This is a genomic window from Amycolatopsis sp. DSM 110486 (assembly GCF_019468465.1).
Taxonomy (GTDB): domain Bacteria; phylum Actinomycetota; class Actinomycetes; order Mycobacteriales; family Pseudonocardiaceae; genus Amycolatopsis.
Window position 1 is genome coordinate 6,002,358 of sequence record NZ_CP080519.1, and the last position, 13,605, is coordinate 6,015,962.

The following is a 13,605-nucleotide window of genomic DNA, read 5'->3' on the forward strand; positions in this document are numbered from 1 at the left end:
AAGTTGATGGCCCGTGACCATGCTGGTGATGACGGGGACCGGGACCGAGGTCGGCAAGACGATCACCACGGCGGCGATCGCGGCGCTGGCGCTCGGGCAAGGGCAGCGCGTCGCGGTGCTCAAGCCGGCCCAGACCGGGGTCGTGCCGGGCGAGGCGGGCGACCTCGACGAGGTCGTGCGCCTGGCCGGCAAGGGCGTGACCACGCGTGAGCTGCGGCGCTACCCCGACCCGCTCTCCCCGGAGGCGGCGGCTCGGCGCAGCGGCCTGCCGACGCTGGGCCCGGGCGAGATCGCGGCCGCCGCCACCGCACTCGACGCCGAGCACGACCTCACGCTCGTGGAGGGTGCCGGTGGCTTGCTGGTGCGCTTCGACGCCGACGGCAGCGGGCTGGCCGACGTCGCGTGGGCGCTCGGCGCGCCGATCGTGATCGTGGCCCAGCCGGGCCTCGGCACGCTCAACGCGACGGCGCTGACCGCTGAGGTCGCGACGCGGCGCGGCCTCAATGTCGTGGGTGTGGTGGTCGGCGCGTGGCCGGCCGAGCCGGATCTCGCGTCCGTGGAGAACCTGCACGACCTGCCCACCGCGGCAGGGGCACCCCTGCTCGGGGTGCTGCCCGGGGGGCTGGCGGCGACGGATCACGATACGTTCGTGGAACGGGCGCGCGCCGGGCTCTCGCCGTGGTTCGGCGGGGAGTTCGACCCGGAGGCTTTCACGCGGGCCGCTTCCGTGAATAAGTGACGGGCGTCGCAGCCCAGGCGGCGGGCTCTCAGGCACCATGACCGGAGAGCGCGTCCGTGCAGAAGTTCGACAGACAGGAGACGTCGTGACCGCAGTGGCGGGAAAGCCGGCCCAGGACATTTCGGACGTGCTGGCCGTCGCGCGCGAGCAGGTGCTCGAGCGCGGGGTCGGATTGTCTGAAGAACAGGTGCTGGCCGTGCTCCGGCTGCCCGACGAACGGCTCGGCGAGGCGCTGCAGGTCGCGCACGAGGTGCGCATGCGCTGGTGCGGCCCGGAGGTCGAGGTCGAGGGCATCGTCAGCCTCAAGACCGGCGGCTGCCCCGAGGACTGCCACTTCTGCTCGCAGTCGGGCCGCTTCCCCTCGCCGGTGCGCTCGGCGTGGCTCGACATCCCCGGCCTGGTCAAGGCCGCGCGCCAGACCGCCGAGACGGGTGCGACCGAGTTCTGCATCGTCGCCGCCGTGCGCGGTCCGGACAAGCGGCTGCTCTCGCAGGTCCGTGAGGGCGTGCAGGCGATCCGTGCCGACGGCAACGACATCCAGATCGCGTGCTCGCTCGGCATGCTCACCCAGGAGCAGGTCGACGAGCTCGTCGAGATGGGCGTGCACCGCTACAACCACAACCTCGAGACGGCGCGCTCGCACTTCCCGGACGTCGTGACCACGCACTCGTGGGAAGAGCGCTGGGACACCCTGCGGATGGTCGCCGAGGCCGGCATGGAGGTCTGCTGCGGCGGCATCATCGGCATGGGGGAGACCGTCGAGCAGCGCGCGGAGTTCGCCGTGCAGCTCGCCGAGCTGAGCCCGCACGAGGTGCCGATGAACTTCCTCATCCCGCAGCCGGGCACGCCGTACGAGAACTTCGAGATCGTCGAGGGCAAGGACGCGCTGCGCACGGTCGCGGCGTTTCGGCTCGCCATGCCGCGCACGATGCTGCGCTTCGCCGGCGGCCGCGAGCTGACCCTGGGCGACCTGGGCGCGGAGCAGGGCATGCTGGGCGGGATCAACGCGATCATCGTCGGCAACTACCTGACGAACCTCGGCCGGCCCGCGAGCGCGGACCTGAAGATGCTCGACGAGCTGAAGATGCCGGTCAAGGCCCTCAGTGACAGCCTCTGACCCACCCGCCTACTGCGTCCACTGTGGACAGGCGTCGCCCGGCGGCGCCGATCACGACGCCTGCCAAAACCCGCGCACGGCGCTCGAACCGCCGCGGTTCTGCGTGTTCTGCGCCCGCCGGATGGTGGTGCAGGTGACGCCCGTCGGCTGGACGGCGCGGTGCAGCAGGCACGGCGAGACCGCCAGTGGTTGACCGCGGGTGCTGACCGGTTACGCTCGGTCCGCACAAACGCAGGGAGGGAGTCCGGGGTGGTCGATTCCGCGGGCAAGGCAGCACACCGGTCGTCCGCCGTGGCCGACGCCTGGTCGGTGCCGAACCTCTTCTCACCGCACCGCGCGCGGCCGAAGGTCGTGGTGAAGGCCGACCTGCTGCCGGCCGTGAGCGTGCTGTCGACGGCGGGCCTGCTCGGCATCCCGCTCGGCTGGCTGTGGTCGCTGATGGCGCCGCCGCAGCGCGAGCGCGTGGTCACCGCCGACGGGCAGCGGGTGCCGCTGGAGCTGGAGAGCTGGCACCGCTTCGACGACCTCGCCATCTACGGCTTCCTGGCACTGGCCACGGGGCTGCTGATCGGTGTGATCGTGTGGCTGATGCGCGAACGCCGGGGCCCGGTCGTGTTCGTGGCCGCCGCCGGGGGCGCCGCGCTGGCCGGCTGGCTCGGCACGCAGATCGGCGTGGCGTTCGTGAACTCGAAGTACGCCATCGACACCGCACCCGCGCTGGGCGCGGTGATCTCGGCGCCGCCGCAGCTGGAGTCCGGGTGGATCTGGCTGGCGGCCCCGTTGGTGACCTCGCTCGTCTACGCGCTGCTCGCGGCGTGGAACGGCCGCGAGGACCTGGGCCGTCGGCTCGGCTGAGGCGCTAGTTGAGGTTCGCCGGCTTCGAGAAGTCGGCGAACTCGGTCGGCGGCAGCGGCACGGCGCTGAGCGTGTCCAGGAACCACGCCTCGCGGGTGAGCAGCCGGCAGACGATGCGCAGGCGCCGCAACGGGTGCGTCTCCTCCAGCAGCAGCTGGCGGTCTTCCAGCGGCAACAGGCAGTCGGCGGCGAGCTGGTAGGCGAGCTCGTTGACGTCGGCGTCGTCGTCCGGCGTGCTCCAGTCGTCGTCGTGCCAGGCGGCCTCGCAGTAGCGACGGTGGGCCGCGCGCGCGACTTCGCCGAGTCGTTGCCCCGGTTCGACCGCGCTGGCGGGCACGGCGTCGTCGGGCAGCCAGTCGACCACGCCCAACAGGTAGGGCGCCGACGTGCAGTCGAGCTCGCGCAGGCGGAAGCGCCGGGCGGCCTTGGTGACCACGTCGTAGCGCCCGTCCGGCAGCCGCTTCGCTTCGCGCAGCACGGTGCTGCAGCCCACGTCGTACACATGGTCCAGACCACGCACTTCACGCACGAGCGGGGCACGCAGCGAGACCACGCCGAACTCGCGCCCCGGCACGGCGCCGCCCACGAGGTCGGCGGTCAGCTGGCGGTAGCGCGGCTCGAAGATGTGCAACGGCAGGTGCGTACCGGGGAGCAGCACGGTCTGCAGTGGGAACAACGGCAGTGTCGCCGTCCCACTGGGGTTCTGCTCCTGCTCCGGCTCGGTCACGCGTCCACCGTACGGGTACCGGGGCACGCTCGCAGTCCATCACCTTTTCGGCGGCGGCTTGAGGACTGCGAACGGGTCTGTGATCTGCATCCCTTTGCCCGCGAAGGAGAACAGCGCCGCCGGGCGCCCGCCGGCCCGACCGGGTGACGCGGTGTCCCCGGTGGGCACGAGGAGTCCCCGACGCGAGAGCACGCGTTGCAGGTTCGTCGCCGACACCCGGTAGCCCAGCGCGGCGGAGTAGAGCCCGCGCAGGGCCGAGATCGTGAACTGCTCGGGCGCCAGGGCGAAGCCGAGGTTGGTGTAGCTGAGCTTCGAGCGCAGCCGGTCGCGGGCGCGCAGCACGATCGCCTCGTGGTCGAACGCGGTGCGCGGCAGCGCGGTCACGTCGTGCCACTGCGTGTCCTCGGGGATCTCCGGGTCGACGTCCGACGGCACGAGCCCGAGGAACGCCGTGGCGACCACGCGCGGCCCCGGCACGCGGTCAGGCGCGCTGAAGACCGAGAGCTGCTCCACGTGCTTGAGCTGGCGCACGTCGACCTTCTCGGCGAGCTGGCGGCGGATGGACGTTTCGACGTCCTCGTCGGGGCGCAGCCGGCCGCCCGGGAGCGACCAGCGGCCCAGGTGCGGGTCGAGCGCGCGGCGCCACAGGAGCACGCGCAGTGTGTCCGAGCGCACTTGCAGGACTGCTCCCAGAACCTCGTGGGCCAAGGGGGTCTGGGTGTTAAGATGACTTCGCACGGTTTTCGATTATAAGGCGAAAACCCGTCGACGGTCCAGGAGGGCCACACATGACCACCACGGTTGAGCAGAACCTGACTCCGTACGGCGGGGTCGAGGCGAACGCGGACTGGGCGGAGGAGGTGCGCGAGCTCGCTCGTCAGCGCGACGCGGTGCTGCTGGCGCACAACTACCAGGTCCCCGAGATCCAGGACATCGCCGACTTCACCGGCGACTCGCTGGCGCTGAGCCGCATCGCGGCGAGCAGCGACGCGTCCACGATCGTCTTCTGCGGCGTGCACTTCATGGCCGAGACCGCGAAGATCCTGGCGCCGCAGAAGACGGTGCTGATTCCCGACGCGCGGGCCGGCTGCTCGCTCGCCGACTCCATTTCCGGCGCCGAGCTGCGGGCCTGGAAGGCCGAGCACCCGGGCGCGGTCGTGGTGTCGTACGTGAACACCACCGCCGAGGTGAAGGCGGAGACGGACATCTGCTGCACGTCGTCGAACGCGGTCGACGTGGTGGCTTCGATCCCCGCTGACCAGGAAGTTCTCTTCCTTCCCGACCAGTTCCTCGGCGCGCACGTGAAGCGCATGACGGGCCGGCAGAACATGCACATCTGGGCCGGCGAGTGCCACGTCCACGCCGGCATCAACGGGGCCGAGCTGGCCGCGCGGGCCGAGGAGAACCCCGACGCCGACCTGTTCATCCACCCCGAGTGCGGCTGCGCGACGTCGGCGCTCTACCTCGCGGGCGAGGGCGTGGTGGCGCCGGAGCGGGTGAAGATCCTGTCCACCGGCGACATGGTGCACGCGGCTCGGGACACGAAGGCCCGCTCGGTGCTGGTGGCGACCGAGATCGGCATGATCCACCAGCTGCGCAAGGCCGCGCCGGAGATCGACTTCCGCGCGGTGAACGACCGGGCGTCCTGCCGGTACATGAAGATGATCACGCCAGCCGCGCTGCTGCGGAGCCTGCGCGAAGGCGCGGACGAGGTCCACGTGGACCTCGAGACCGCCGCCAGGGCGCGGGCCTCGGTGCAGCGGATGATCGAGATCGGGCAGCCCGGCGGCGGCGAATGACCACCCCGGTTAACGCTTCACAGGCGAAAACCCCGGCGTGGGAAGCCCGTGCGGACCTCGTTGTCGTGGGCAGCGGGGTGGCCGGGCTGACGGCCGCGCTGCGGGCGCAGGAGCTCGGCCTGCACGTGCTCGTGGTGACCAAGGCCGCGGTGTCCGACGGCAACACGCGCTGGGCCCAGGGCGGCGTCGCGGTGGTGTTGGAAGGCGAGCACGACCGCGACGACTCGGTCGCGAAGCACGCCGAAGACACCTTCACCGCGGGCGCCGGCCTGTGCGACGAGGACGCGGCACGATCGATCCTCGACGGCGGCCCGGCGGCCGTGGAGTGGCTGCGGGCCAGCGGCGCTCAGTTCGACGCCGGTGCCGAAGGCTTGGCGCGCGCTCGCGAGGGCGGCCACAGCGCGTTCCGCGTGATCCACGCGGGCGGCGACGCCACAGGCGCCGAGGTGGAGCGCACGTTGGTGGCGCAGGCCGGCGACCGGCGCGTGCCGGTGCTGCAGCACCACATCGCGGTCGACGCGTTGCTCACGCCCGTGGGTGAGGTGGCGGGCGTGACCGTGCTGGACCGCGACGGCGTGCCCGGCGTGGTGCGGGCCTCGGCCGTGCTGCTGGCCAGCGGCGGGTTCGGCCAGCTCTACCAGGCGACGTCCAACCCGGAGATCGCGACCGGCGACGGTCTCGCCCTTGCCTTGCGGGCGGGCGCGACCGTGGCCGACGTCGAGTTCGTGCAGTTCCACCCCACGGTGCTCTACACGCCGGGGGCTCGTGGCCGGTGCCCGCTCGTCACCGAGGCCGTTCGCGGTGAGGGAGCCACGCTCGTCGACGGCGCCGGCCAGTCGGTGATGGCCGGCGTGCACCCGCTGGGCGACCTGGCGCCGCGCGACGTCGTGTCGGCCGCGATCACCCGGCGGATGGGGCTGGCGCCGGGCGGGGTCGACGACCACGTTTTCCTCGACGCCACCGGCATTTCCGGCTTCGCGAAGCGGTTCCCGACCGTGCACGCGGCCTGCGCGGTGCTGGGCCTCGACCCGGCCGTGGACGCGATCCCGGTGACACCCGCGGCGCACTTCGCGTGCGGCGGAGTGGTGACCACTGTGGACGGACGGTCGAGCGTCACCGGGCTGTACGCGGCGGGCGAGGTGGCCCGCACCGGGCTGCACGGAGCCAACCGGCTGGCGTCCAACAGCCTGCTCGAAGGCCTCGTGGTGGGGCACCGCGTGGCGCAGGCCGTGGCCGCCGACCTCGCGGCCGGGCTGCTGCCGGACCCGTCGCGTGGGCGCTTGCCCTCGCGGACGTCGGCGCCGGCGGCCGAGCGCGACGCTTTGCAGCGCGTGATGAGCCGCTACGCCGCGATCGGCCGCGACGCCGATGGCCTGGCGGCGGCGGGTTCCGTGCTGGACCTGTCCACGCAGGACAGTCCGTTGTGGACGCACGTGGCCGTGGAGGACGCGGCGCTCACCGTGGTGGCGCAGGCGCTGCTCGCCGCGGCGGCGCGGCGCACCGAATCGCGCGGCTGCCACGTGCGGTCCGATTTTCCCGAGCGGGCAGAGGGCTGGCGGCGCAGCCAGCTCATCCGGCTCAGCCCTTCCGGCCAGCCCGTGCTGGCCGACCCGATCGCTCTGGAAGGTGTGGCATGACCGAGTTGTTCCCGTTTTCCGACGCCGTCTCACGCGCCCTCGTGGACGCGGGGCTCGAGGTCGCCGACGTCCGCCGCGTGGTGACCACGGCGCTCGAAGAGGACCTGCGGTACGGGCCGGACGCCACCACGGCGTCGACGGTCCCGGCCGACGCGCGCGCGGTTGCCGAGCTGACCCCGCGTTCGCCAGGTGTCGTGGCCGGGCTGCCTGTGGCCCTGGCGGTGTTCGACGCGGTGCTGGGTTCGGACTACGAGGTGGTGTCCAGCCGGCCCGACGGGTCGCGGGTGGCGGCGGGCGAGCCCGCGCTCGCGGTGCGGGGCACCGTACGCGGCCTCCTGACGGCCGAGCGGACGGCCCTGAACCTCGTCTGCCGCCTCTCGGGCATCGCGACGGCGACCGCCCGGTGGGTGTCCGAAGTGGAGGGTTCGGGCACGGCGATCCGCGACACCCGCAAGACGACGCCGGGCCTGCGGTTGCTGGAGAAGTACGCCGTGCGTTGCGGTGGCGGCGTGAACCACCGCATGGGTCTGGGCGACGCCGTGCTGATCAAGGACAACCACGTCGTCGCCGCGGGTTCCGTCACGGCCGCGCTGGCGGCGGCGCGCGAGCACGCGCCGGAGCTGGCGTGCGAGGTGGAGGTCGACAACCTGGCGCAGCTGGAGGAGGCGCTCGCCGCGGGCGCCGACGAGGTTCTGCTGGACAACTTCACGCCGCAGGACTGCGCGAAGGCCGTGGAGCGGCGCAACGCCGTTTCGCCGAAAACGCGGCTGGAATCCTCTGGTGGCCTCACCCTCGACCGTGCTAAGGCCTACGCTGAGTCCGGTGTGGACTACTTCGCGGTGGGGGCGCTCACGCACTCCTCGCCCGCGTTGGACCTTGGGATGGACCTGCGCTGAACCTGTTGCCGCGGCGCCCGCTCGACTAGAATCCCGTTGTCGGACAGCGAGATTCTCCGGGAGGGTGCCGCGGTGAGGTGGCCAGCCGTCTTCGCCGTGGCCGGTCTCGTGGCCGTGTCTTCCCTGTCTTCCGTCGGAGTCGCCGGGTCCGCGAGCGCGGTGGGGGCGTGCGCGAACCCGTCCGGCACCTACACCGGCGCCGTGTCGTGGGGCCAGCGGCTCGTCGACCCGCAGCGCCTGTGGCCGCTCACGCGCGGGGACGGCCAGGTCGTGGCCGTGATCGGCACCGGCATCGACGCGCAGAACGGCCAGTTCGCGCCCGGCCAGGTCCTCACCGGCCCCGGAACGGCCCCGTCCGACTGCGACGGCCGCGGCACCATCGCCGCGGGGATCGTCGCCGCGCAGCCTTCGGGGGAAACGACTTTCGTCGGCGTCGCACCGGGCGCGAAGCTCGTGCCGCTGCAATACGTCGACGCTTCGTCCCACGACGGCGGCGACCCGGGCGCTCTGGCGGGCGCCATGAACACGGCCCTCGACCGGGGCGCGGGGGTTTTGCTCATCGCGGTGCCGGCGGCTTTCGACAGCCCGGCTTTGGACGCGGCGGTCGCGCGCGCCCATTCCCGCGGCGCCGTCGTGGTCTCCGCCGCGGCCGCCACCCAGCAGGGCGCGCACACCTATCCCACCGCTTCGTCGGGTGTACTCGCCGTCGGCTCCACGAACCAGGCGGGCGCCCCGGTCCAGACCGAAGCCGGCGACTACCTCGGCGTCGCCGCCCCGGGCGCCGACCTCGTCAGCACCTCGGCCGGCGCGGGCGGCGCCGTCGCGCACCGCTGGCCGGTGACGGACCCGGGCCTGGCCGCTGCGTACGTCGCCGGCGTCGCCGCCCTGGTGCGCGCCGCCCACCCGGACTTCACGGGCGACCAGGTCGTGACCCGCTTGACGCTGACGGCCTCGCGCCCTCCGTCGGGCGGCCACGACCCTCGCCGGGGCTGGGGCGTCGTGGACGCCTACGCCGCCGTCTCGTCGACGCTGCCCGCTTCCGTCGCGGGCCCGGGCGGCTCGGTCGCTCCGATTGCTTTGCCTGCGGTCGTCCCTGCCCCGGCCCCCGTTGACGCCGGTGTGGACATCCCCGCCGCCGCCATCGCCCTCGGCGGGGTCGTCCTGGCCGCCGCCGCGGGCCTCGCCGTCGCCACCGTGCGCCGCGGCCGCCGCCGCTCGTGGCGCGCCTCCCGGTTCGGGTCTTGATTCCCGTGCCTCAAGGCCGCGTCCTGGTCATCGGCTTGGACCCCACCCGGCTCGACGGCTGGGACCCCGCCCCGGTCCAGGCCGCCATCGTGCGCGGCCAGGCCACTTTCGCCACCCACGGCCTGGAATCCGACCTCTGCCTCGTCGCCCCGGACGACAATCCGTTGTCTGCCATCGAATCCGCTCTGACCCGAGCCGACTACGCCTGCGTCGTCATCGGCGGCGGCATCCGCGGCTACGAGCCTTTGCTGGAACTCTTCGAGCAGGTCGTCAACCTCGTCCACCGCCTCGCGCCCGCCGCGGCCATCGCCTTCAACCGCACACCCGAAGACACCGCCGAAGCGGCCCTGCGCTGGCTGCGTTAGCTCCGCGGGGTCGGCGTGACGCCCGGTGATTCAGACCGGCACCACGCAGCGCGTCGAGCCGATGATCGCCACCCCGCCGCCGGCGCGGGCGACGTGGACGGTGAAGTCGGCGCCGTCGCGGTTGAAGCGGGCGATGAGTTCACGGGGGGTGCTGCGGTCGTGCGCGGACCAGCCCGCGGCTTCCAGCGAGGGCAGCACGGACTCCGCCAGCCGGTGTTCCGCGTCGCCGCAGTGGTCGAGTCGGACGCCGTACTGCCAGCACACCAGGGTGCCCGGGTGGGCGGGGTCGCAGTCGAGCTCGCCGGCGACGGTGGGGGTCACGTCGGGGCCGAAGGTGGCGGCGACGTCGTCGATGACGGCCGTGAGCTCGTGGGCCAGCAGCGAGAGGGTCATCGCTGCACCCCCGGCACCGTCGTGAGCGCGCCGCCGGTGAGGACGCCGTAGATGTTGGTCCACGAGTCGGAGCCGGGCTTGAGCACGTCGCTGTGCGAGGACAGGCCCCAGAGCTCGTTGCCGGCCGCGTCGTTGCCCGTCGTGAGGTCGGTGACGCCCGGGAACGTGTCGGGGTCGGCGCCGTGGCCGATGCCGGTCCACTCGGCGCCCCAGGCGTTGCCTTGGGCGAGCACGATGGGGTCGAGCGGCGCCGTCATCGAGAAGCGCTGCACGCCCGCCTGGCTCGCGGGCAGGTCGGCCGGGTTCCAGACGCCGTGGCCCATGCCCGCAGACTCGACGTGCAGCACGCGGTCGACGGCCAGGCCTTGTGAATCGGCCAATCCGACGGTCGCGCCGCCGTAGCTGTGGCCGATGGCGGTGATGGTCGCGGCGCCGCCGGTCTGGGTGTCGACCTGGCCGCGCAGTTCGTCGCCGAACGTCTTGAGGTCCGGGGCCATCGCCTGCGCGTAGCTCGCGTCCGGGCCCTCGACCAGGGGGTTCTGCGGGAAGTCGCCGTCGGCCCACACGACCATCGCCGTGCGGCCCGTCGGGTCGGCGGCCACGAGGCTGCGGCCGAGGTCGGCGTAGCCCTGGAAGTTGTCCAGCCGCGTGTTCACACCCGGCACGAACAGCCCGACGTTGCGCGTCCCCGGCTGGATCGAGCCCACGAGCTCGGCGATCCGGCCGTCGGCCGCGGGGTCGAACCGCAGGATCTGGCGGTTGTTCGCCAGAATGTCCTGGTACAGCGCGATCCTCCGCTGCGAGCTCGCGATGTCGTCGGCGCTGCCGCCAGAAGACTGAAGCTGTTGCAAACGCGTCTGCTCCGCCGTCAGCGCGTCCGAAACCTTGGTGCGGTTCGCAGCGATCGCATTCGCCCAGGTCCCGCTCGCCGCCGCCCCGACGGGGCCGCTCACCGCCGGCAGCGGATCCTCCGGCAGCAGCGACCGGTACGAAGCCGCCACCTGCTCGTCCGTGCGCCGGTAGCCCGCGGCCGACGCGGTGAGCCCGTTCTGCAGCACCTTCGCGCGCTGCACCTGTCCGTCGATCTTCTCGCCGAGCTCGGACAACGTCTTCTTCAACGTGGCGGCGCAGTCCGCCGAAGCGGACACCTGGCCGAAGGCCGTGGCGGGCACGGAAACCCCCGCCACGGCCTTCTGCGCCGTCTCGAGCGCGCCCGCGCGGCCGCCCAGGTCCGCCGCGGCCGCGTCGAGCTTGGCGGGAGCGACCCGGTAACCCCCGGAGTCCACTGCAGCAGTCACCGAGCCGTCCTCCCGATCAGTAGGTTTCCGGCTCTTCGCCGATCACCGACGGAGCCACGGGCGCCTGCTGGCCCCATACGTTCTCCGTCTCCACGAGCCACGCCGGGATCCGCCGTCCGGAGCCCATGTCACCGCCGGCTCCCATGCCCATCGGCATCATGGGCATCATCGGCATCGCGCTCTTCGCCGCCGCGCCCGCGGCACCGGCCGCGCCGCCCGCGAGTCCACTGAGGACGTTCGAAGCGCCGCCGTCGCCCGCGAGGCCGGAGTGCGCCGCCGGGGCGTCGCTGCCGCCGGAAAGGCCGCCGCCGCCGGGGATTCCGCCGCCGTCGAGCGAAGGCGCGTCACCGCCGCCGATCGGGATGCCGCCGCCGGCACCGCCCTCGGTGCCCGCGCCGCCACCGAGCTTCGTGCCCGCCGGCTCGTCCTTCTTGTCGTCGGAGTCCTTTCCGGACGCCCACGAAGGCACCTTCGGCATGATCGAGCCGAACCGCCCGAACGCCGCCGCCGAAGCCGCCGCGAGACCCGCGGTGAACATGTCGCCGAACAGCGGACTGCCCGAAGTCGCCGGGTCCGAGCCCGGAGCCCCCGGTGCGCCCGCCACCGAGCCGTCGGCCGGCAGCGGATGCGAGTCGTCTGGGGTGCCGACGACGAGACCCGGGTCGGCCAGGCCGTTGCCGGTCGCACCGCCACCGGACGCGCCGCCGCCGGCCGGGGGAGCGGCCGGCGTGTCGACCGCGTTGGGCGAGACGGGGATCGAGTCCTCGGCGGTGGTGTAGTTCGTGGCCAGGTTGGTCATGACCACGATCGCCTTGGCGTGCGCGGAACCCGCGGCGTTCGCGGCCTGCTGCTGCGCCTCGACGTCGGCGATCGCCTGCTGCCGCTGCTGGGCCGCGGCGGCGAGAGTGGCCGGCGACGAGTCGGACGGCAGCAACGGCGGGTTCACGGCCAGCGCGACCTGGCCGGGCGAGACGTCGGGCACCGAGACCGGCGGCGGCATCTCGGCCTTGGCCTTCACGAGCGCGTCGGCAGCGTCCTCGAGCATGTGCTGCATGCCCTGCGCGGTCTGCGCGACCTTGCGGATGCCGCCGACGAGGTCGGTGATCATGTGCGAGTACTGGTCCGCCGCGCCGCCGGTCCACTCGCCCGAGAAGTCCGACAGCTCCTTCGACAGGTTCTCGGCCTGCTCGTGCAGCCCGATCGCGGTGGAGTTCCACTGGTCGGCCGCGGCCTGGGCGCTGCTGGGGTCACCGGCCTGCAGCATCGCGTACAGCTGCTGGTGCGTGTACGCGGCGAAGTTGGTGTGCGCCCCGCTCATGCGTCCGTCCCCCCGGAGTTGTTCGAGCCACCGGACCCGAGGCCCAGCAGCGAAAGCAGCGGATCGAGCAGCCCGGTCTCGCTGCCCGACTGGTGCAGGTCGCCGGCCACCGACTGGTCCGCCTGCTCGTAACCGTCGGCGACGGTGGTGGTCACGTCCTGCGCGAACGTGATCGCGCTGCGGACCTGTTCGAGCAGCCCCCGCATCTCCGCGACGGCGGCGCGGTGGGCGTCGACGAGCGAGCCGGCTTCCCCGAACTCCCCGAACAGCAGCGGGTGGTCGCCGAGCGTGCTGAGGAAGTCGTTGGGCTTGGACATCGCGTGGATCTGGGTTTCCAGTTCCCGCACGAAGTCCTTCAGCGATTCGAGGTGAACGTAGTACGACTGGTCGTGCATCGGTCCCGGCCCTCTCGTGCATAACGGACGCTGGAAAGCCGGCCGGCCGGTGCGAGCGGGGGGTTTCCCGCACCGGCCGACCGACGTCGGGAGCGGATCAGGCGAACAGACCCTGGTTGCGGTTCTCCAGCTGCGACTGCAGGTCGTGGGCGTCGCCCACCTTGCCGCCGAACTGCGCGATGATCGCGACGATGTCGGCGGTGGCCTGCCGCAGCCGCGTCTCGGCCGCACGGGCGGCCTCACCGGCGGAGCTGCCGGAGGCGTACCACGTGGCCGTGATCGGCTGGAGGTTCTGGTGCAGCTGCTCGAGCTGCGAGGTCAGTGCCTTGGCCTTGGCGGCCAGCGACGCCGAGCTGTACTGCAGCGCGGCGAAGTTGATTTCGACGACGTCAGCCATCTTGCCGGTCCTCTCCGTGACTCAAAGGTTGAGGCGAGGGATCACCGAAGCGCCCTCGAGGTTGTGGCCGACGCTCTGGAAGCTCTGGTGCACGTCCGAGTCGCCGGTGTTGTAGTTCGTGTGGCTCGTGTGCACGAGCTGCGACATGGTGTCGAGCTCCTTCACAGCGGCCGTCATCTTCTCCTGGAGCCGGCGCTGCAGGTCCCAGAACGCCACGGCCTGGTCGCCCTTGTAGTTGCGCAGAGTCTCGGTGAGCTCCGACTCCAAGCTGGCCATGGTCGTCTTCGCGTTCGACGCGGTTTCCTCGAAGCCCTGGACGGCGCGCGTCATCGCAGCGGAATCTGCCTGGAATCCCGGACTGGACATGACGGGCCACCTCCTTCCCTCTCGCGGAAGATCCCGGTGCGCGAGAGGCTTGCCCCTG

Annotated in this window: 17 protein-coding genes; 9 read left to right on the forward strand and 8 right to left on the reverse strand. The window is 72.5% G+C overall.

The features are described 5' to 3' along the window. The first annotated feature begins 19 nt into the window (after nt 1-19). The 4 genes from bioD to K1T34_RS29165 all read left to right on the forward strand — a co-directional run bounded on the left by bioD (nt 20) and on the right by K1T34_RS29165 (nt 2,711). On the forward strand, nt 20-739 hold the full coding sequence (gene bioD / locus K1T34_RS29150) for a dethiobiotin synthase (protein WP_220247475.1): 720 nt from the start codon (nt 20-22) through the stop codon (nt 737-739). A 94-nt stretch (nt 740-833) separates the two neighbouring features. Then, on the forward strand, nt 834-1,856 hold the full coding sequence (bioB, locus tag K1T34_RS29155; protein ID WP_370643847.1) for a biotin synthase BioB: 1,023 nt from the start codon (nt 834-836) through the stop codon (nt 1,854-1,856). Next, nucleotides 1,843-2,049, forward strand: coding sequence for a hypothetical protein (locus K1T34_RS29160; protein WP_220237965.1), 207 nt, complete (start codon nt 1,843-1,845; stop codon nt 2,047-2,049). Before bioB ends, K1T34_RS29160 begins: the two co-directional genes overlap by 14 nt. A gap of 56 nt (nt 2,050-2,105) precedes the next feature. Continuing rightward, on the forward strand, nt 2,106-2,711 hold the full coding sequence (locus tag K1T34_RS29165; protein WP_220237966.1) for a DUF2567 domain-containing protein: 606 nt from the start codon (nt 2,106-2,108) through the stop codon (nt 2,709-2,711). 4 nt (nt 2,712-2,715) lie between these two features. Here K1T34_RS29165 and K1T34_RS29170 read toward each other — a convergent pair whose 3' ends face one another. Both K1T34_RS29170 and K1T34_RS29175 read right to left on the reverse strand, forming a co-directional pair. After that, nucleotides 2,716-3,438: an LON peptidase substrate-binding domain-containing protein gene (locus K1T34_RS29170; RefSeq protein WP_220237967.1), complete on the reverse strand. Its 723-nt coding sequence runs from the start codon at nt 3,436-3,438 to the stop codon at nt 2,716-2,718. 39 nt (nt 3,439-3,477) lie between these two features. Then, the gene (locus K1T34_RS29175; RefSeq protein ID WP_220237968.1) at nt 3,478-4,113 is read right to left on the reverse strand and encodes an NUDIX domain-containing protein; all 636 of its coding nucleotides are present in this window, start codon (nt 4,111-4,113) and stop codon (nt 3,478-3,480) included. A 113-nt stretch (nt 4,114-4,226) separates the two neighbouring features. Between K1T34_RS29175 and nadA the strand changes: the two genes are divergently transcribed. From nadA to K1T34_RS29200, 5 genes are all read left to right on the forward strand, one after another. Further along, nucleotides 4,227-5,237 carry a quinolinate synthase NadA gene (nadA, locus tag K1T34_RS29180; protein WP_220237969.1) on the forward strand — a complete coding sequence of 337 codons (1,011 nt, stop codon included), beginning with the start codon at nt 4,227-4,229 and terminating at the stop codon, nt 5,235-5,237. Further along, on the forward strand, nt 5,234-6,874 hold the full coding sequence (locus K1T34_RS29185; protein WP_220237970.1) for an L-aspartate oxidase: 1,641 nt from the start codon (nt 5,234-5,236) through the stop codon (nt 6,872-6,874). Before nadA ends, K1T34_RS29185 begins: the two co-directional genes overlap by 4 nt. After that, a complete protein-coding gene (nadC, locus tag K1T34_RS29190; protein WP_220237971.1) occupies nt 6,871-7,770 on the forward strand; it encodes a carboxylating nicotinate-nucleotide diphosphorylase in 900 nt (299 codons plus the stop codon). The genes K1T34_RS29185 and nadC overlap by 4 nt, the downstream gene beginning before the upstream one ends. Nucleotides 7,771-7,842: 72 nt before the next feature. Next, on the forward strand, nt 7,843-9,015 hold the full coding sequence (locus K1T34_RS29195) for a S8 family serine peptidase (protein WP_220237972.1): 1,173 nt from the start codon (nt 7,843-7,845) through the stop codon (nt 9,013-9,015). A gap of 35 nt (nt 9,016-9,050) precedes the next feature. Further along, nucleotides 9,051-9,380: a hypothetical protein gene (locus tag K1T34_RS29200; protein WP_255637663.1), complete on the forward strand. Its 330-nt coding sequence runs from the start codon at nt 9,051-9,053 to the stop codon at nt 9,378-9,380. Between the two features lie 30 nt (nt 9,381-9,410). On the opposite strand, the gene K1T34_RS29205 is transcribed toward K1T34_RS29200, so the two are convergent. The 6 genes from K1T34_RS29205 to K1T34_RS29230 all read right to left on the reverse strand — a co-directional run bounded on the left by K1T34_RS29205 (nt 9,411) and on the right by K1T34_RS29230 (nt 13,547). Then, entirely contained in the window at nt 9,411-9,773 is a 363-nt protein-coding gene (locus K1T34_RS29205) for a hypothetical protein (RefSeq protein ID WP_220237974.1), read from the reverse strand. Beyond that, on the reverse strand, nt 9,770-11,071 hold the full coding sequence (locus K1T34_RS29210) for an alpha/beta hydrolase (RefSeq protein WP_255637664.1): 1,302 nt from the start codon (nt 11,069-11,071) through the stop codon (nt 9,770-9,772). The genes K1T34_RS29205 and K1T34_RS29210 overlap by 4 nt, the downstream gene beginning before the upstream one ends. Before the next feature lie 16 nt (nt 11,072-11,087). Next, a complete protein-coding gene (locus K1T34_RS29215) occupies nt 11,088-12,389 on the reverse strand; it encodes a WXG100 family type VII secretion target (protein WP_220237975.1) in 1,302 nt (433 codons plus the stop codon). Then, nucleotides 12,386-12,784, reverse strand: a complete 399-nt coding sequence (locus tag K1T34_RS29220) for a hypothetical protein (RefSeq protein WP_220237976.1) — start codon at nt 12,782-12,784, stop codon at nt 12,386-12,388. Before K1T34_RS29220 ends, K1T34_RS29215 begins: the two co-directional genes overlap by 4 nt. Nucleotides 12,785-12,881: 97 nt before the next feature. Further along, nucleotides 12,882-13,181: a hypothetical protein gene (locus tag K1T34_RS29225; RefSeq protein ID WP_220237977.1), complete on the reverse strand. Its 300-nt coding sequence runs from the start codon at nt 13,179-13,181 to the stop codon at nt 12,882-12,884. Nucleotides 13,182-13,202: 21 nt separating this feature from the next. Continuing rightward, complete coding sequence (locus K1T34_RS29230; protein ID WP_220237978.1) at nt 13,203-13,547, reverse strand: WXG100 family type VII secretion target; 345 nt, start codon at nt 13,545-13,547, stop codon at nt 13,203-13,205. Between the last annotated feature and the right edge of the window lie 58 nt (nt 13,548-13,605).